The organism is Prauserella shujinwangii (genome assembly GCF_003001955.1).
GTDB classification, from domain to species: Bacteria; Actinomycetota; Actinomycetes; order Mycobacteriales; family Pseudonocardiaceae; genus Qaidamihabitans; species Qaidamihabitans shujinwangii.
This window is the reverse complement of the sequence record NZ_PVNH01000009.1, coordinates 131,515-148,628: the sequence shown is the minus strand read 5'-3', so window position 1 is coordinate 148,628 and position 17,114 is coordinate 131,515. Positions and strand designations below refer to the sequence as shown.

18 protein-coding genes are annotated in these 17,114 nt (G+C 72.4%); 10 read left to right on the top strand and 8 right to left on the bottom strand.

Going from position 1 to position 17,114, the window contains the following annotated elements:
* Window positions 1-34: 34 nt before the first annotated feature.
* Genes B0I33_RS21780 through B0I33_RS21765 form a run of 4 tightly spaced genes read right to left on the bottom strand, consistent with a single transcriptional unit; the run spans window position 35 to window position 3,632 of the window.
* Window positions 35-1,978 carry an FtsX-like permease family protein gene (locus B0I33_RS21780; protein WP_106180696.1) on the bottom strand — a complete coding sequence of 648 codons (1,944 nt, stop codon included), beginning with the start codon at window positions 1,976-1,978 and terminating at the stop codon, window positions 35-37.
* A complete protein-coding gene (locus B0I33_RS21775; protein WP_106180695.1) occupies window positions 1,975-2,655 on the bottom strand; it encodes an ABC transporter ATP-binding protein in 681 nt (226 codons plus the stop codon). The genes B0I33_RS21780 and B0I33_RS21775 overlap by 4 nt, the downstream gene beginning before the upstream one ends.
* The gene (locus B0I33_RS21770; protein ID WP_106180694.1) at window positions 2,652-3,176 is read right to left on the bottom strand and encodes a PadR family transcriptional regulator; all 525 of its coding nucleotides are present in this window, start codon (window positions 3,174-3,176) and stop codon (window positions 2,652-2,654) included. Before B0I33_RS21770 ends, B0I33_RS21775 begins: the two co-directional genes overlap by 4 nt.
* 57 nt (window positions 3,177-3,233) lie before the next feature.
* The gene (locus B0I33_RS21765) at window positions 3,234-3,632 is read right to left on the bottom strand and encodes a VOC family protein (RefSeq protein ID WP_106180853.1); all 399 of its coding nucleotides are present in this window, start codon (window positions 3,630-3,632) and stop codon (window positions 3,234-3,236) included.
* A gap of 39 nt (window positions 3,633-3,671) precedes the next feature.
* On the opposite strand from B0I33_RS21765, the gene B0I33_RS21760 reads away from it, so the two are divergent.
* The 3 genes from B0I33_RS21760 (at window position 3,672) to B0I33_RS21750 (ending at window position 6,400) form a co-directional block, all read left to right on the top strand.
* Window positions 3,672-4,178 carry a CGNR zinc finger domain-containing protein gene (locus tag B0I33_RS21760; protein ID WP_425440510.1) on the top strand — a complete coding sequence of 169 codons (507 nt, stop codon included), beginning with the start codon at window positions 3,672-3,674 and terminating at the stop codon, window positions 4,176-4,178.
* 357 nt (window positions 4,179-4,535) lie between these two features.
* Window positions 4,536-5,099 (top strand): YiiX/YebB-like N1pC/P60 family cysteine hydrolase, encoded by a 564-nt coding sequence (locus B0I33_RS21755; protein ID WP_181193405.1) that lies wholly within the window; start codon window positions 4,536-4,538, stop codon window positions 5,097-5,099.
* Between the two features lie 71 nt (window positions 5,100-5,170).
* A complete protein-coding gene (locus B0I33_RS21750) occupies window positions 5,171-6,400 on the top strand; it encodes a hypothetical protein (protein ID WP_106180692.1) in 1,230 nt (409 codons plus the stop codon).
* A 35-nt stretch (window positions 6,401-6,435) separates the two neighbouring features.
* Here B0I33_RS21750 and B0I33_RS21745 read toward each other — a convergent pair whose 3' ends face one another.
* On the bottom strand, window positions 6,436-7,734 hold the full coding sequence (locus tag B0I33_RS21745) for a DUF445 domain-containing protein (RefSeq protein WP_106180691.1): 1,299 nt from the start codon (window positions 7,732-7,734) through the stop codon (window positions 6,436-6,438).
* Between the two features lie 29 nt (window positions 7,735-7,763).
* On the opposite strand from B0I33_RS21745, the gene B0I33_RS21740 reads away from it, so the two are divergent.
* Window positions 7,764-8,966: a pyridoxal phosphate-dependent aminotransferase gene (locus B0I33_RS21740; protein WP_106180690.1), complete on the top strand. Its 1,203-nt coding sequence runs from the start codon at window positions 7,764-7,766 to the stop codon at window positions 8,964-8,966.
* Between the two features lie 117 nt (window positions 8,967-9,083).
* Window positions 9,084-10,202: a hypothetical protein gene (locus tag B0I33_RS21735; RefSeq protein ID WP_146147540.1), complete on the top strand. Its 1,119-nt coding sequence runs from the start codon at window positions 9,084-9,086 to the stop codon at window positions 10,200-10,202.
* 426 nt (window positions 10,203-10,628) lie between these two features.
* Here the strand turns inward: B0I33_RS21735 and yczR are convergent, their stop codons facing one another.
* Complete coding sequence (yczR, locus tag B0I33_RS21730; RefSeq protein ID WP_483878513.1) at window positions 10,629-12,080, bottom strand: MocR-like transcription factor YczR; 1,452 nt, start codon at window positions 12,078-12,080, stop codon at window positions 10,629-10,631.
* Between the two features lie 61 nt (window positions 12,081-12,141).
* Between yczR and yczE the strand changes: the two genes are divergently transcribed.
* Window positions 12,142-12,777 carry a membrane protein YczE gene (gene yczE / locus B0I33_RS21725; RefSeq protein ID WP_106180687.1) on the top strand — a complete coding sequence of 212 codons (636 nt, stop codon included), beginning with the start codon at window positions 12,142-12,144 and terminating at the stop codon, window positions 12,775-12,777.
* A 23-nt stretch (window positions 12,778-12,800) separates the two neighbouring features.
* Here the strand turns inward: yczE and B0I33_RS21720 are convergent, their stop codons facing one another.
* Together B0I33_RS21720 and B0I33_RS21715 are read right to left on the bottom strand one after the other, a co-directional pair.
* Entirely contained in the window at window positions 12,801-13,343 is a 543-nt protein-coding gene (locus B0I33_RS21720; RefSeq protein ID WP_106180686.1) for a Clp protease N-terminal domain-containing protein, read from the bottom strand.
* Window positions 13,343-13,552 carry a sigma factor-like helix-turn-helix DNA-binding protein gene (locus B0I33_RS21715; protein WP_106180685.1) on the bottom strand — a complete coding sequence of 70 codons (210 nt, stop codon included), beginning with the start codon at window positions 13,550-13,552 and terminating at the stop codon, window positions 13,343-13,345. The genes B0I33_RS21720 and B0I33_RS21715 overlap by 1 nt, the downstream gene beginning before the upstream one ends.
* 71 nt (window positions 13,553-13,623) lie before the next feature.
* Between B0I33_RS21715 and B0I33_RS21710 the strand changes: the two genes are divergently transcribed.
* From B0I33_RS21710 to B0I33_RS21695, 4 genes are read left to right on the top strand one after another with little or no spacing between them, the layout of a single operon-like run.
* Complete coding sequence (locus tag B0I33_RS21710; protein ID WP_106180684.1) at window positions 13,624-14,391, top strand: protein phosphatase 2C domain-containing protein; 768 nt, start codon at window positions 13,624-13,626, stop codon at window positions 14,389-14,391.
* Window positions 14,392-14,451: 60 nt separating this feature from the next.
* Window positions 14,452-15,105 carry a DUF998 domain-containing protein gene (locus B0I33_RS21705; RefSeq protein WP_106180683.1) on the top strand — a complete coding sequence of 218 codons (654 nt, stop codon included), beginning with the start codon at window positions 14,452-14,454 and terminating at the stop codon, window positions 15,103-15,105.
* Between the two features lie 35 nt (window positions 15,106-15,140).
* On the top strand, window positions 15,141-16,523 hold the full coding sequence (locus B0I33_RS21700; protein ID WP_106180682.1) for an amidase: 1,383 nt from the start codon (window positions 15,141-15,143) through the stop codon (window positions 16,521-16,523).
* On the top strand, window positions 16,520-17,089 hold the full coding sequence (locus tag B0I33_RS21695) for a TetR/AcrR family transcriptional regulator (protein ID WP_106180681.1): 570 nt from the start codon (window positions 16,520-16,522) through the stop codon (window positions 17,087-17,089). The genes B0I33_RS21700 and B0I33_RS21695 overlap by 4 nt, the downstream gene beginning before the upstream one ends.
* Window positions 17,090-17,114: the final 25 nt, after the last annotated feature.

The following is a 17,114-nucleotide window of genomic DNA, read 5'->3' as shown; positions in this document are numbered from 1 at the left end:
TACGCATGTGCGGGCGGCGCGGGGAGGGTCCACGCTATTCGGCACGCAGCGCGGACTGGGTGGTGGCCGCCCTGACCGCGGGCAGCAGCGCGGCGGTCGCCGCGAGCACCACGAGCACGGCCACCGCCGCGAGACCCGCGACGATGGGCCAGTCGGGCCGGAAGGGCATCTCCAGCAGCCTGCCCACCAGGGCCGTCGCGGCGAGGCCCACGCTCACCGCGACCACCACGCCGACACCGATCGGGATCGCGTTCTGCCACAGCAGCGACCGCCCGACCACACCCCACGGCACCCCGTTCGCCCCGAGTGCGGCGAGCGCCCTGCGCCGTTCGGCGAGCTGCCCGCTGACGAGCACCAGCAGGCTCGCCCCGGAGATCACGAGCGTGAGGAGCACACCCGCGACGAGCACCCCGCGCAGGATCGCCACCGCCCGCTCCGCCGAGGCCTGGCTGTCGACCGGCGCCGACAGCGAGGCGCGCCACGACAGCGGGGCCAGCGCGTTGCGGGCCCGTTCCAGCGCCGCGGGATCGGTCTCGTCGAGCACGATCGCGTCGTCGTCGACCTCGCGCACGCCCTGCGTGTGCCGCAGCAGCTCGGCGGCGTGCCGGAAGTCCGCGTCCGTGACCGCGACGAGCACCGCGTCCCGCTCGTCCGCGATCACCCGTTCCCGCTCGGCCTGCACGGCACCGAACAGGCCGTGCAGGGCGATCGCACCGGCCAGTACCGCCGTGACACCCGCGACCACCCGCGTCGGCGTTCCGCTGTCCAGCTGGAGCCTGCGGACGGCGAGCTGCCAGGCCGGTGTCCCGCCCCGGAGACGGCGGACGAGCCGGTCGGTGAGCCAGGCGGTGAGCGCGGGGACCCCCAGCAGGAGCAGCACGGAACCGGTACCGGCCGCCACGGCGGTGTTGTGGCCGCGGCCTTCCACGGCGAACACGAGATCCGGCGACAGGGCCAGCACCCCGGCGCCCACCAGCGACAACCGCCACCACAGCCGGCGGCGGACCGGGGCGGAGCGGCGCACGACGCCGAGTGGCTCGACGACGAGATGCCGCAGTCCGAACAACGCGCTGCCGACCGCCAGCACCGGCGCCAGCAGCAGTCCCGCGGTCGCCGCCTGCCACGACGGCGCGAAGTCGGCCGGCCTGACCGGGATTCCGGCGATGTCCGTCCCGGCCACCGCGGGCCGCGCGGCCAGGAACACCACCGCGCCGACCGCGACCCCGGCGAGCGCGCCGACCAGCGCCTCGGCCGCCGCGATCCGGCGGAGCTGGGCGGCATCCGCACCGGCCAGCCGGAGCGCGGAGAGCCGCCGGTCCCGTTCCGCACCGGCGATCCGGCTGACGCTCGACACGAAGATCAGCAACGGCACGAACACCACCGCCGCCGAGACACCGAGGAGGAACATCAGGAACGGCGGCGGGCCGGTCGATCCGCCTCGTTCTCCGAAGGCCCCCACGGCCTCGGCCGCCCCGGATTCCCGCAGGCCGTCCGCACCCGCGTAGTACCTGAGTTCGCCGGCGTCGGCCAGCCCCTCGGCGGAGATCGTGCCGACGACCCGTCCGGTGAACCTCGGCCGGAGCAGTTCCCCTTCCGGCGAGCGGAGCAACTCCGCCAGGGCCGGGGACACGACCAGTTCCCCCGGCGCCGGGACGCGGTCGAGCCCCGGCGGCACCGGCGCACCCGCTCCGCCCGCCTGGAGGAAGGCGCCCTCGATCAGGGTGCCGCGGTAGTAGGTCCAGTCCTGGATCACGTACGTCGACGTGTCGCCCGCCTCGGCTGGAACCGGCTCGCGTGCCGACTCCCGGTCCATGCGCGCCTGAACCGCGCCGACGGCCGACAGCGCGAGCAGCAGCGCCGCCACGGCGAGCCCGACGCCGGTGGCGACGAGGGCCAGCCGGACCAGGCTCGTCCCCCGGGTCCGGCCGCCCCCGACAGCCAGCCGGGCCCCGAGGACGAGGTCATTGTGGACACTCACGCGACCACCTGCTCGGTCGTCCGGCCGTCCCGCACGATCACCTCGCGGGTGGAATAGGCCGCCACCCTGGGCTCGTGTGTCACGAGCACCACGGCGGTGCCGTGCTCGGTCGCCGCGGAGACGAGCAGCCGCAGCACGCGTTCCCCGTTCAGCGAGTCCAGCGCCCCGGTGGGTTCGTCGGCGAAGATCACCTTCGGTTCGGTGACCAGTGCCCTGGCGACAGCCACCCGCTGCCCCTGGCCTCCCGAGACGTCCCCGGGCCGCTTCGGCGCGAGGTCGTCGACCTCCAGCCGGGCCATCGCCGCCAGCGCGGCACGTTCCGCCTCCCGCCTGCGGAGCCCGCCGAGCCGCAGCGGCAGCGCGACGTTCTCCACACAGGTGAGCTCGGGCACGAGCTGACCGAACTGGAAGACGAACCCGAAGTCGGTCCGGCGCAGCGCCGTGCGCTCGGCGTCGGTGAGGTCGGTGAGCCTGCGGCCCTGGTAGTACGTCGCACCCGCGTCCGGCTGGACGATCCCGGCCAGGCAGTGCAGCAGCGTCGACTTGCCGGACCCGGAAGGGCCCATCACGGCGACGACCTCACCGGCCTGAACGCACAGGCTCGCCCCGCGCAGTGCCTCGGTGGGCCCGAACGACTTGTGCAGGCCGGTGGCGCTCAGCAGCGCCGCGGTACTCACGACCGCACCCGCTCGGCCAGCTCGTCGATCCGGGCCGCGGTCAGCTCCAGCCAGCGCAGGTCCGCCTCGAGATGGAACAGGGCGTGGTCGCAGATGAGCACGTCGGCGAGGTCCCCGCCGGCCTTGCGCGCGGTGAGCGTGCGCATGGCGGCCAGGTGCGCGCTGCGCTGCGTGTCGAGCACCTGCTGGGCACTGCGGCCGGACAGCAGCGCCAGCACGACCTTGGTGTAGAGCGTGTTCTGCAGGTAGATCTCGGGCTTCTCCGGCGTGGCGAGCCACTGCTCGACGTCGCTGACCCCGGCGTCGGTGATGGCGTAGCTCTTGCGCTCAGGGCCGCCACCCGCCTCGGTTCCCCGCTCGCTGACGAGTCCGTTGCGCAGCAGGCGGGCAAGGGTCGAGTAGACCTGGCCGTAGTGCAGGGGGCGGTCGTGGCCGAATTTCGCGTCGTAGTCGCGCTTGAGGTCGTAACCGTGGCGCGGCCCCGACTCCAGCAGGCCGAGGAGCGTATGTCCAACTGACATGCGACTGACTATACACAGGATGTATAGAAGTGGTCTCTACACCCTGTGTATAGCCACTCAGCAGGCGCAGAGACAGAACGGATGGCCGGCCGGATCGGCGTACACCCGGAACGTCTCGGGCTGGTCGTCCAGCAGGCGCGCCCCGATGCCGAGGACCCGGTCGTGCTCGGCCTCGATGTCCGGCACCTCGAAGTCGATGTGCAGCATCTGCGCCCGCTCACTGGAGGGCCAGGTCGGCGGCTGGAAGCCGGGATCGCGCTGGAACGCGATGTCCGGCCCGCCGTCCGGGTTCACGAGCGTCACCCAGTCGTCACCCGGCTTGTTCTCCTCGTGCACCCGCCAGCCCAGCAGCTCCCGGTAGAAACCGGCGAGCCCCCACGGGTCAGGGCAGTCGAGCGCCACGCAACCGAACGCGACCTTCGAGGCTTTCGCGGCGGCTGTGGTCGTCGAGTTCATCATCACCTCCACATAACCTTCGAACTGATTATGGTGGTTATGCCGGAGGGGAGCAACCACCATGGGATCTACACTGGTGACGTGCCGCCCGACGCGTCCCTCGTGCTCGACTTCCTCAACACCGTCGACGTGGAGGAGGGCACTGACCTGCTCGACTCGGCGACCGCCTGGGCTGCCTGGGCACGCGACCGTGAGCTGCGGGCGGACCCGGTGACCGAGGCCAGGGAGGTCCGGGACGCGCTGCGGGCGGCGGTCGGCGACCCGGCGCGGACACCGTCGCCTGCCCGCGCGGGGATCGAGGTGGTGCTCACCGACCGGGGACCGGAGCTCGTGGCCGCCGGCGCGGTGGCCACGGTGCTCGCGGCGGCGGCCCGGCTCGCGGTGCTCGGCGAATGGGAGCGCGTGAAGATCTGCCCGGCCGACGACTGCCGGTGGGCGTTCTACGACCGGTCCCGCAACCGGTCCCGCACGTGGTGCTCGATGAAGGTCTGCGGCAACCGGGAGAAGGCCCGCGCGTGGCGGCAGCGCGCCGCGACCGAGCGATGACCCTGTGGATAACCCGGTGGATAACCCGGGCAACTGTGGACAACTCCCCCGTTCGGGTGGACACCCGCGAGTGACCGCGAGTCCTCGCTGCCGTCCGCGAGTTGCCGGGTTGCCCCTACGCTCCGCTGTCGGGTGAACACCCGACAGACAGGGGTGACCGGGCGGTCTAATGTCGCTCTTGTCAACGGACTGGGGGTTCAAGGACGAGAGGGGCCCGATGGCGGCCATCCGGTGGCCGCATCGGGGGATTCGCGCGCGGCAAGCGCCTTTTCCTTGGGGTCGATGTCCACGGGTTACAGAGTGGAGTTACACATGTCCAGAATCGGGCGAACTCTCGCCTCTTCCATAGCGGCCACCGTGGTGGCGGGAACGGCGATGACCGGCCTGCTCGTCGCACCCGCCACGGCCGCGGAAACGGCCGCGTCGAACCCGGTCGCCATCGCTTCCTCTTCTGACGACGGCGCCTGCAGCAAGAAGAAGACGGTCGGAAACGCGCGGAACAAGGGAGACATCTTCCACTCCTACGCCAAGACCGCCGTGTACAAGCACAACCACGTCGGCATCTACTACACGACGAAGACGGTCGTGGAGGCGCCCGGCAAGGGCAGCAAGAGCAGGTCCGTCACGGCATCGACGCTCAAGAAGTGTGGCCCCATCTACAAGATGTACGTCAAGGCCAAGCAGTCCAGCCGCGACAAGGCGGCCAACTACGCCTACCGGAACTACCGCGGCAAGGCCTACGACACGAACTTCGCGTTCAACAAGAGCAGCAACAGCTCGAAGCTGAACTGCTCCGAGCTGGTGTGGAAGGCCTACAAGTACGCCGTGAACATCGAACTGGACAGCAACGGCGGGCCAGGCGTCTACCCCAACAACATCAAGGACGACGGCAGCACCGTGCGTTACGCGACCATCAAGTAACGACATCCAGGTGGTGGTGCGGCCTGCCGGGTGCGGGCCGCACCACCCGCCGGTCGAAAGGACCCGACACGGTGCACTCGCTCCGACTCATCGCGCTCGCCGCCTGCGCGGTCCTGGCCGTGACGGCCTGCACTTCGCCGGAGAGCGGAGCCGCGGGAGACATCGCCGATCCCGCTGAGGTGACCCTCGGCGACACCGTCGTCGCGTTCTACCTCAGCCCGGACACCTCCGTCGAGAAGAGCTCACCGGAGGAGCGCCCGGCCTATCTGGTCCTGGTGCGGGCGGACGGCGGAAAACAGCTGATCGAGACCAGCGGCATGAGCGAGCCGCACCTCGCGTGGTCGGAGACCGGACTGTTCTTCAGCGACGACGAACGCGACCACATCCTCGGCAACGACGGTCTGGTCAGCTTCGCCAACGAGAAGGCAGGGCATCAGCAGTCGGCTTTCGCGTTGCCCGGCGGCCAGGGCTTCGTCGCGGTCTACAACGAAGGCTTCTCCGAATCCGGCTACACCAACCAGGTGGCCGTCACCACCTCCACCGGTTCCCGGCTCTACCAGGTCGAAGGAAACTACTTCATGAACGCGCTGTGCGACGGTGCCCTTCATGGAATCGCCACCGAAGCGGGGACGCATCTCGCGGATTCGGCCGGCATTCCCGGTATGCGTTCGAAGGTCGATCCCACCGCGCAGCCGGAGCTGCTTTCCCAGCTGTACCCGGCAACCGAAGGGCGGGAAAAGGTCCTCGCCTGGCGAGGAGCCTTCAACGCCGGAGACCACAACCGTCACGTGCCCTGTCACGACGGTGTCATCACGTTCCTTTCCGACTACCTCGACGCCGAGGGCACGCCCCACCTGACCGTCGTCTCGTGGGACACCCGCGACGGCGAGTACACCGAACAGCCCCTCGTCGACGGCCAGGGACGCCCCGTCGCCGAGGAACTGGTCGACCCCGAGGTGTTTTCCCTGAAGTCCTACGACGCACGGGCGGTCCGGGATGGTCACCTCGAATGGCTCGCCGCCGACGGCCGGATCATGAGTACCGAGATCGCCTCCGGGGTCACCGAACCGCGGTTCGACACCCGGTCCACCTCGGGCAGCGATTCGTCCAGCCAGGCGATCTTCACGGACCGGTCGATACACGTCGTCCAGGAGACGTTCGACGGCGTGACACCAGTCAGGATCACGCGGTTCGACCGCGCCACCGGCGACCTGGTCTCCGAGATCGCCGTGCCCGGATTGGCGGAACAGTTCGGCCTCGAGTTCAACGTGCGGGGCGCGGCCGTGCCACCCACCGCCTGACCCCGCTCCACCCGCCGGAAACGCCGTCGCGGTACTCAGAACAGCAGGTGGGCGACGGTGTGGATGACCAGCCCGGCCAGCGCACCGACCACGGTGCCGTTGATGCGGATGAACTGCAGGTCGCGGCCCACCTGGAGCTCCACCTTGCGGGACGTCTCGGCGGCGTCCCAACGCTCCACGGTGTCGGTGATGATGGTGGTGATCTCCGTGGCGTAGTTGTTGACGACGTGGGCGGCGGCGCTCTCGACCCAGCCGTCGACCTTCGCCGCGAGCGAGCGGTCGGTGACCAGCCGGTCGCCGAGTTCGCACAGCCCCGCCCGCACCCTCCTGCGCAGCTCACTCGACGGGTCCTCGGCGGCGGTGAGCAGCATGTCCTTCGCCGTGGACCACGCCGAGCCGATGAGGTTCTGCACCTCGGGATGCTCCACGAGCTGCTGCTTGACCTGCTCGGCCCTGGCCATGGTCTCCGGGTCCTTCTGCAGGTCGTGGGCGAACTCGGTGAGGAAGCGGTCGACGGCCAGCCGCATCGGGTGGTTCACGTCGGTCTTCACGGCCCAGGCGAACGACAGCACCTCGCCGTACACCTTGTCGGCGAGCATCTCGTCGACGAAACGCGGCGACCAGCTCGGTGCCCGGTCCGACACCACGCGCAGCACGGTGTTGTGGTTGTCGCGCACCCATTCGTACGCGCGGTCGCACACGAGGTCGACCAGCTTGTAGTGCGCACCGTCCGCGAACACCTGCTCCAGCAGCTTGCCCAGCGGCGGTCCCCACGGCCGGTCGAGGACCCGCCGCACCACGGCGTGCTCCATCACGGCCTGCACGTCCTCGTCCCGCAGCACCGCCACGGCACCCCGCACGACGGTCGCCAGCTCCGCGGTCACCCGGTCGGCGTTCTCCGGCCGCGACAGCCAGCCGCCGAGCCGCGCGGAGATCTCGATGCGGCGCAGCTTGTCCCGCACCACCGGCTCGGAGAGGAAGTTGGCGCCCACGAAGTCGCCGAGGCTGTTGCCCAGCACGTTCTTCTTGTTCGGGATGATCGCCGTGTGCGGGATCTTGATGCCCAGCGGATGCCGGAACAGCGCCGTGACCGCGAACCAGTCCGCGAGCGCGCCCACCATGCCCGCCTCGGCGGCGGCCCGCACGTAGCCGACCCACACCGGCCAGCCCGCCGCCTCCGCCCAGCTGGCCAGCAGGAACAACACCGTCGCACCGAGCAGGAAGGACAGCGCGACCAGTTTCATCCTGCGCAGGCCGCGCCGCTTGGCCTCCTCGTCGGCGATGCCGCCAGGTGGTTCGGCCGGTCGCGCTCCGGCGGACGTCAGTTGCTCCACGACGCCATTGTCCGTGAGGATGGGCGATCGTGCGCGAACCAGTTCTCGTCCCCCGCCTCCGGCCGTTCACCTCGACCATCTTCGCCGAGATGACGGCGCTGGCCACCCGGACCGGCGCGGTCAACCTCGGCCAGGGTTTCCCGGACACCGACGGACCGGCCGGGATGCTGGACGCGGCCAAGGACGCCCTGTTCGGCGGGGCCAACCAGTACCCACCGGGCCCGGGACGGCCGGAGCTGCGGGCCGCGATCGCCGCCCACCGCGAGCGGTACGGCCTGCGCTACGACCCGGACAGCGAGGTCCTCGTCACCGCGGGCGCCACCGAGGCCATCGCGGCCAGCCTCCTCGCCCTGACCGAACCCGGTGACGAGGTGATCGTCATCGAGCCCTACTACGACTCCTACGCCGCATCGGTCGCGATGGCCGGAGCCACCCGGCGCGTCGTGTCCCTGGTCTCGGAAGGCGGCCGGTTCGCCCTCGACGTGGACGCCGTCCGCGCGGCGGTGACCCCCGCGACCAGGGCCATCCTCGTGAACTCGCCGCACAACCCGACGGGCACCGTGTTCACGCGCGCCGAGCTGGCGGCGCTGGCGACCGTGTGCGTCGAACACGACCTGATCGCGATCACCGACGAGGTCTACGAGCACCTGGTGTTCGACGACAACGAGCACATCCCGCTGGCGACGCTGCCGGGGATGGCCGAGCGCACGGTGTCCGTCTCCAGCGCGGGCAAGACGTTCAACTGCACCGGCTGGAAGATCGGCTGGGCCTGCTCGACGCCGGAGCTGGTGGCCGCCGTGAAGTCCGCCAAGCAGTTCCTCACCTTCGTCTCCGGCGGCCCGCTGCAGCCCGCCGTCGCCCACGCCCTGCGGCACGAGCTGGACTGGGTGGCGGAGCTGCGCCGGTCGCTGGCGGCCAAACGCGACCGCCTCGCGGCGGGGCTCGCCGAGGCTGGCTTCGCCGTGTGGCCGAGCGCGGGCACCTACTTCGTCTGCGCCGACGTGCGCCCACTCGGCTTCACCGACGCCGCCGAGCTCGCGTGGCAGCTGCCCGAACGGATCGGAGTGGCCGCCGTGCCGGTGAAGGTGTTCACCGATCACCCGGACGAGTGGAATCATGTACTCCGATTCGCGTTCTGCAAACGCGACGAAGTTCTCGACGACGCGATCGCCCGTTTGCACAAACTGGCCACGATTGCGCCGTCCGGGGTGGATCGGACGCTCACGAGGTGAAAGACTCCCCGTCGATGTTAGAAATGGGCTAGCCGGGGTAGCCGCGACCAGGCCGGATGACCCCGACCATGATCCACGGGCGACGAGCCGTGAGCGGGAGTACGGACGGTGGTTGCGGTGAGGAGTTCAGGTGCCACGCACCGCTCCGGTGCCGTGCTGCCCACCTCGCTCACGCGCCTGCTGGTGATCGCGGGCTTCGCCGTGGCCGCCTGGCTGCTGACGTCGGCGCTCTCGTCGGTCGCGTTCGCCGACGAGGCCACCACGACGACCGAGCCGGTGGCGGCCGAGGAGCCGGACGCCTCCCCTGTGGACACCTCCCGTGCGGGCACCGCCCCGGCCGAGCCGGACCCCGCTCCGCCCGCGGAGCCGCGAGCCACCGGGAAGCCCGCTGAGGAGCCCACCGGACAACCGGCCGAACAACCCACCGAGCAGCCGGCCGAGCAGCCCACCGAGCAGCCGGTCGAGGAAACGTCCGAGGAGCCACGGACCGCACCGCAGGCGGGGGCCGGCCTCCTCGGCGGGCTCACGCGGATCACCGAGCCCGTGCTCCGGCAGACCACCCAGACCGTGCAGCGGGTCACCGAGCCCACCGGCAACCTGCTGGGCACCCTCACCAGCACCGTCGACACCGTGGTGCGCACCGTGGACACCACCGTCGACGACGTGTCGGGGTCGGTGGATGCCATCACGCCGATCGTCGACGTGCCGAAGGTGCTGCCCGATCTCGGCCCGGTCGTGCCCGACCTCGCGCCGCAGGCGCCCGCGCCCGCGCCGGACGCCACCGCTCCGGCAGCGCCCGCACCGCGGCCCACGGCACCGGACCAGCTGCCCGCGACCGCGCCGGCTCCGGCCGGAGACGGCGCGCGGGCCGACCGCGGCGCGGTCGCCGGTCCGGTGGTGACCGCACGATCCGGCGGCACCCCCGCGTCCGCCGCCACCTCGTGGACGGCCGCGGACACGTCGGGCCCGGAGGGGGAAACCGACATCCGCGCGGGCGGCGGCTCCGTCCCCGGCGCACCGGGCGGCGGCTCGCTGCCGCTGGCGCCCGCGACCGCGACCACCGGCGGCGCGAGCGTCGTCGCCCCGCAGGACAACTCCGGCGGCGGCCGCCACGTGCACGCCACGCCGAACGCGGAGACCACGCCCACCCAGCTGCGGCTTCTCGGTACGAGCCGTGGCCACGACGCCGACGGGGCGGGCCGGGAGGCCGCCCTGCCCGTCACGTCACCCGACTGACCCCGCGAGCCGAACCCGCCGGGAAAGCCGCGTCCAGAACAAGATCAACTTCTGGTTTCGCGACGCCCGGATCACGTCTCGATTCGGTCCGATTCGTTTAGTTCGGGGTGTTACGTGCGACTCATTCTTCCCGCTCGGCCGACCGCGCCCGGCCGTGACGGGTTCCGGGCCCGGCGTCGCGTTGCCCCCGCGACGCCGGCGCCCACCCCGGGCGTTCACCGGTGGTTCCCGCTCACCGCGCCGAGCGGGAACCTCCACCCGGTGCGCGCCTGAGCCGACGGGGCTTCCCGGCATGGCGAGGGGCGATGCCGGGAAGCGCCCGCGGCCGAAGCCGGTGCGCCGGATGACCACCCGTCCCGCATCCCTGGAGTGACGGCATCTCTCATCCGGCGCACCGGCTTCGTCATGTCGTGCCTGTCTCGCTCGTCACGTGACGGGCACGTCCAGCGCGTTCGCCGCACCCGAGGGACGGACCGAGGCCGCCGCGACGGCGAGCCTGCGCACCGCCTCGTCCAGCCGGTCCGCCCGCTGCGCGAACGGCAACCGCAGCCACCGCTCGAAGCCGCCCCGGATCGCGAACCGCGGCCCCGGAGCGACGAGCACGCCGTGGCTCGCCGCGGCCACGCCGAGCCGGGTGCTCATCGGCTCGGGCAGGCGGCACCACAGCGACAACCCGCCCTCCGGCACGCGGAACGTCCAGTCCGGCAGGTGGGTGCGCACCGAGGAGACGAGCACGTCCCGCAGTTCCCGCACCTCCGTGCGCCGCCTGGCGAGCAACGGCTCCGGGTCGGTGAGCAGTTCCGCGAGCACGAGCTGCTCCAGCACCGGAGATCCCAGGTCGATCGAGTAGCGGGAGGCGAGAATCCGGTCGACGACCTCCTCCGCCGCCCTGATCCAGCCCAGCCGCAGGCCGCCCCAGTGCGACTTGGCCGCGGACCCGACCGTGATCGCCCAGTCGCCCGCGAACGCGGCGAGCGGGGGCGGACCGGCCACCGGGTCGCCCTCCAGGTCGAGCTCGGCCACCGTCTCGTCCACCACGACCGGGGTCCGCGACCGCGCCAGTGCCGCCCCGAGCCGTTCCCGGCCCTCGGCGTCCAGCCGCAGACCGGTCGGGTTGTGGAAGTCGACGTCGAGGTACGCCAGCCGGGGCGCGGCCTGCCGCAGCGCGGCCTCGATCCCGGGCAGGTCCCACCCCTCGACCGGGTCGACCGGCGCGGGCACCGGCTGCGCGTGCGCCGCCCGGATGGCCTCGGGCGTGTTGGGATAACACGGCTGCTCGACGAGCACCCGGTCGCCGGGGCCGGTGAACGCGCGCAGCGCCAGCGCGAACCCGTGGTGGGCGCCGTTGGTGACGAGCACCTGGTCGGGTGTGGTGGGCAGGCCCCGGGCACGGTAGCGCTCGGCGATCCGTGCCCGCAGGTCCGCGAGGCCCTGCGCGGTGTACCCGTGGCCGGCCAGCTCCGCGGTGAGCGCCCGCCGCGCGACGTCGACCGCCGCTCCGATACCGGCCGCGGCGGGTGGCGCCGCCCTGGCCAGGTCGATGAGGTCAGCACCGCGCTCGGGCACCGGTACGGACCCGGCGTCCCGGGCCGCCGCGATCCACGAGCCCGCGCCGCGCCTGCTGGCGACGAGCCCGTCCGCGCGCAGCCGGTCGAGCGCGGCGGCGACGAGGGTGCGGCTCACCCCGAGCGCGTCGGCCAGCTCCCGCTCCGCGGGCAGTCGCGTGCCGACCGGCAGCTGCCCGTCGAGCACGAGCAGCTCGACGGCCGCGGCGAGATCGGCGGCACCGCGCCGGGACCCACCGCGTCGCCAGTCCCCCAGCAACGTAGCCAATCGAGGACCCGATACACGTCCACCTAGTGGGATGTCGGTGTTCACCAGGCCAATTCTTGCCGATTGGCTATGGTATCGCCAGCCAATCTGCTGGATAGTTCCGTACGTGGCCCAGCCAGTCGACCTCCGTCCCGTCAGCGTCACCGTCCACCCGTCCCGCAGGCTCGTGCAGCTGGTCGCGGGCCTCGCCCTCTACGGGGCCAGCATCGCGATGCTCACCAGGGCACAGCTCGGCCTCGACCCGTGGAACACGCTGCACGAGGGCCTCACCGGGCTGACCGGCCTGAGCTTCGGCACGATCACGGGCCTCACCGCCGTCGCCGTGCTCCTGCTGTGGGTGCCACTGCGCCAGCGGCCCGGCGTGGGCACGGTCGCGAACGTGCTGGTGATCGCGGTGACCGTCGACCTGGTCCGGCTGGTGCTTCCGGACCAGCACGTACTGGCGCTGCAGATCCCGCTGCTGGTCGGCGGGGTGGTGCTGAACGGCCTGGCGACGGCCGTGTACGTCGGGGCCCGGCTCGGCCCCGGTCCGCGCGACGGGCTGATGACCGGCCTCTCCGCCCGCACCGGCCGCTCGGTGCGCCTGGTCCGCACGGGGATCGAACTCACCGTGCTCGCGATCGGGTTCACGCTGGGCGGCACCGTCGGCGCGGGCACGGTGCTCTACGCGCTGGGCATCGGCCCTCTGACGCAGGCGTTCCTGCCGTACGTCGCATGGCGAGACGCCCGCGTGGCCTCGTAAAAACGTTGCCCTCACCACGTTTCTCACGGACGAGCCAGGGCGCGCCGGATAGCCACGGGATCGGCGCCGTAGGTGGCGAGCACGTCCGCCGTGGCGCCCGGTTGGGTGGCGAGAGCGAGCAGGATGTGCTCGGAGCCGATGTGCCGGTCGCCGAGGTCCAGCGCCTCGCGGAGCGTGCGTTCCAGCACCTGCTTGGCCCCGCTCGTGAACGGCCGGTGCCGCAACGTGCGAGAACGGGTCCGCCGGGGGCGGTCCGCGAGCGCGTACTCGCCGTGCGCCCGCTCGACCCGCTCGACGATCGCGTCCACGTCGATACCGAACTCCGCGAGCGCCTCGGCGTCGGAATCGCTGAGCCCGCCCCGCCTGCGGACGTTGTTCAGCTCGGCGGTCAGCAGCTCCGGCTCGGCGCCCAGTTCGGTGAGCAACCGCGCGGCCCTGCCGTCCGGCGCGGCGATCAGCGCGAGTAGCAGGTGCTCGGCACCGATCTCCGCCGCGTCCTGCGCGACCGCCTTGCCCTGCGCCTCGACCACCACCTCGCGGGCGTCCTTGGTGAACCGCTCGAACATCAACGCCTCCCGTACTTCTTGTGGACCGCCTGCCTGCTCACACCCAGCTCGTCGGCGATCTCCTGCCACGACCAGCCCTGCACGCGCGCGCTGCGCACCTGCACGGCCTCCAGTTGCTCCAGCAGCCTGCGCAGGGCGGCGACCGCCCGCAGCCCTACCCGCGGGTCGCGATCGCCTGCCCTGGCGGCCAGGTCGGTTGCCTCTGTCATGATGTCAACATAGGTTGACGCACAGGGTTTGTCAACGTCGGTTGACGCCTGCCGCGGCTACTGTCGACCCCGTGCCCCGAATCGACATCGCCGAACGGGCCGGTGTTGGCGTCAACGGCGCTCCCCGGCCCACCGAGGACCACGTGGTGACCACCGGCAACGCCGTCGTCCTGCTCGACGGAGCCACCGAGTTCCGCGACGACCTGCCCAGCGGCGGCTGGTACGCGACCCGGCTGGCCGAACGACTCGACGCCCGGCTGCGGGCCCGGCCGGACGCCGACCTCGCCGGCGCGCTGGCCGCCGCGATCACCGACGTCGCCACGGCACACGGGCTGCGACCGGGCCACTCCCCCTCCAGCACCGTGGCCATGCTGCGGTGGACCGGCGAGGCCGTCGACGCACTCGTGCTCGGCGACAGCCCCGTCATCGCGTTCGGACAGTCCGGAACGGACATCGTCGCCGACGACCGGGCACTGGCCCTGCGGCGCAGTGGCGCGCTGCGCACCAGGGAGGCCGTCAACCGGCGGCGCAACAGCGAGGGCGGGTTCTGGGTCGCGGAGGCCGATCCCGCCGCGGCCCGGCACGCGCTCGTCCGCCGCTGGCCACTCGACTCGGTGGACGCCGTGCTGCTCGCCACGGACGGCGCCGCGGTCGGTGTCGACACGTACGGCCTGTTCGACTGGGCCGAGGTGCTCGACCTCGCCCGCCGCAAGGGCGCCGCGACGGTGCTCGACGCCGTCCGGGAGGCCGAGCACACCGACCCGCACGCGACGCGGTGGCCGCGGTCGAAGCGGCATGACGACCAGGCGCTCGCCCTGATCGACTTCCGGGAGAAGTAGGGGAAGGCTCAGGGAGCTTCCCTGATCCCGGGGCGGTGGCCGGACACCAAGCTGGTGACCATGACCAAACCGGTGGCCACGACCGTCGCCGAGACCCGTGTCCGGCCCTGGGCCCTCGCCGCCTACGCGGCGATCGGCTGGGCCCTGTTCACGCTGACGATCCTGCACGTGGTCAGCTCCTACGACCCCATGCTGGACACGCTCAGCCGCTACGCGTTCACCGACCACGGCGTCGGCATGCTCGAGGCGAGCCTGGTCTCGCTGGCGATCGGGGTCGTCGCGGTCCGGGGGGCGCTGCACGTCGCGGGCGTCCCGCTCAGCCGGTCCACGTCGGTGCTGTTCACCGCGACCGCCGCCGGGTTGGTGGCGGCCGCGCTGTTCCCGGCGAGCTTCAGCCCCGACATCCACCCGCTCGTCGGCAGGGTGCACCAGCTCGGCAGCGCCGTCGCGTTCCTCAGCCTGCCGATCATCGGGCTTGCCCTGCTCGACGGGCTGCGCGGGCACCCCGCCCTCGCCGAGGTCCGCACCGCGCTGGTCTGCGTGTTGTCCCTGAGCTGGAACGGACTCGCGCTGTTCGGCGTGTCCTACTTCATGGACGTCTTCCCGGTCGGGCTCACCCAGCGGCTCGTGCTGCTGGTGGACTTCGCGCTGCTCGCCACGTTCCTGGCACTCGCGCTTCGGGCGGCGCGGGCACGGCGCACCAGCGTCCGGTGATATCGTTCGTTCGAACGAACGAGTTGGAGCGGGCCATGAGCGACGCGACCACGGCCGGCGACCTCACCTTCGCCGGTCTCACCGGCCAGGCCGACCTGCTCGCGCGCGGCCGGGTCACCTCGGCCAGGCTGGTCGAGGCGACGCTGGCCAGGATCGAGCGGTCCCAGCGGACCCTGAACGCCTTCCGGCACGTGCGCGCCGCCGAGGCGCGGCGCGAGGCGGAGGCGGCCGACCGGCGGCTCGCGGCCGGCGACCGGGCCCCGCTGCTCGGTGTGCCCGTCGCCATCAAGGACGACACGGACATCGCGGGCCTGCCCACCGCGTTCGGCTGCGCGGGCGAGTTCCCCGTCCGCGACACCGACGCCGAGGTGGTCACCCGGCTCAAGCGCGCGGGCGCCGTCATCGTCGGCAAGACCAACACACCCGAGATCGGCCAGTGGCCGTTCACCGAGGGAGCGGCCTTCGGCCTGACCCGCAACCCGTGGCACCACGCCCACACGCCGGGTGGCTCGTCCGGTGGCTCGGCGGCGGCTGTCGCCGCCGGGCTCGTGCCCGCCGCGCTCGGCTCCGACGGCGCGGGCTCGGTGCGCATCCCCGCCGCGTGGAACAACCTCGTCGGCATCAAGACCCGCCGCGGGCGGATCCCCACCGACCCCGAACCGGAGCTGTTCCACGGCCTGACCGTGCACGGCCCGCTCGCCAGGACGGTGGCCGACGCCGCGCTGCTGCTCGACGTGACGGCGGGCACCGAAGACACCTTCGCCGGGGCCGCCCGCCGGGAACCGGGGCACCTGCGGATCGGGCTGTCGCTGCGGATCCCGTTCTCCGGCGTGCGTGCCCGGCTCCACCCGGTGGTCCGGGCCGCCGTCACCCGGCTCGCGCGGGTCCTCACCGCGCTCGGGCACGATGTGCGGCCCGTCGAACCGCGCTACGGCCTGATCGGGCTCGACTTCCTGCCCCGCTCGCTCGTCGGCGTGCACGACTGGGTCGTCGCCAAGGTGCCCGACCCGAGCCTGCTCGACCGCAGGACCAGGGCCAACGAGCGGGCCGGAGCGCGGCTGCGTCCCCTGCTGCGGCTGGCCCGGCGCGCGGAGCCACTGCTGCACCGGCAGGTGGGAACCGTGTTCGACGAGGTCGACGTGCTGCTCGCGCCCACGACCGCGACGCCGCCGCCCCGCGCCGACGCGTTCACCGGCCTGCCGAACTGGCGCACCGACCGGGCGATCGTGGCCGCCTGCCCGTACGCGTGGCCGTGGAACGTGCTCGGCTGGCCCGCGGTGAACGTCCCGGCCGGGCCGACCGCCGACGGCCTGCCGCTGGGCGCGCAGCTGCTCGGCCCCGCCGACTCCGAGGAGCTGCTCGTCTCCCTGGCCGCGCAGCTGGAGCGGGCCGAACGCTGGCACGAGCGGACACCGTGAGCACCCGCGAGGCGATCCTCCGCGCGGCACTGCGCGTGATCGGCGAGCAGGGCGTCGCGGGGCTGACCAACCGCAGGATCGTCGCGGAGGCCGGAGTCTCGCTCGGCTCGCTGACCTACCACTTCCCCAGCCAGCCGGAACTGCTGCGGCAGGCGATGCTGCTGTTCGCCGAGGACGAGGCGGTGCGCCTCGGCGGGCTGGCCGAGGCGCACCGCGCCGAGGGGATGACCGTCGAGGCCGCCGCGGCCGCCGTCGACACCGTGCTGGCGAACCTGCCGCTCGGCATCGCCGAGATCGCCTCGCTGGAGCTGTTCCTGCAGGCGGGCCGCGACCCCGGACTGCGCGACGCGACGGCCCGCTGTTTCGCCGCCTACGACGAGCTGGCGCTGACGATCCTGCGCGCGCTGGACATCCCGGACCCGGAGCGGCTCGCCGGTCCGGCCGTCGCGCTCGTCACCGGCCTGCAACTGCGCAGGCTGGCCACCGGCGCACCGCCGGCCACCCCGGCCGCCGACGCGCTGACGATACTGGTCAGGGGAGCCGAGCCGCACCGGCCTCGTGAGTGAGGAACGTGGTTCTCGCCACGTTCCT

What these genes read in the sequence shown, in the direction of transcription:
- B0I33_RS21720 (WP_106180686.1), bottom strand. Translation starts at nt 13,343, where the DNA reads ATGTTCGAGCGGTTCACCAAGGACGCCCGCGAGGTGGTGGTCGAGGCG.
- B0I33_RS21765 (WP_106180853.1), bottom strand. Translation starts at nt 3,632, where the DNA reads ATGAACTCGACGACCACAGCCGCCGCGAAAGCCTCGAAGGTCGCGTTC.
- B0I33_RS21705 (WP_106180683.1), top strand. Translation starts at nt 14,452, where the DNA reads ATGACCAAACCGGTGGCCACGACCGTCGCCGAGACCCGTGTCCGGCCC.
- B0I33_RS21715 (WP_106180685.1), bottom strand. Translation starts at nt 13,552, where the DNA reads ATGACAGAGGCAACCGACCTGGCCGCCAGGGCAGGCGATCGCGACCCG.
- B0I33_RS21700 (WP_106180682.1), top strand. Translation starts at nt 15,141, where the DNA reads ATGAGCGACGCGACCACGGCCGGCGACCTCACCTTCGCCGGTCTCACC.
- B0I33_RS21770 (WP_106180694.1), bottom strand. Translation starts at nt 3,176, where the DNA reads ATGTCAGTTGGACATACGCTCCTCGGCCTGCTGGAGTCGGGGCCGCGC.
- B0I33_RS21760 (WP_425440510.1), top strand. Translation starts at nt 3,672, where the DNA reads ATGCCGGAGGGGAGCAACCACCATGGGATCTACACTGGTGACGTGCCG.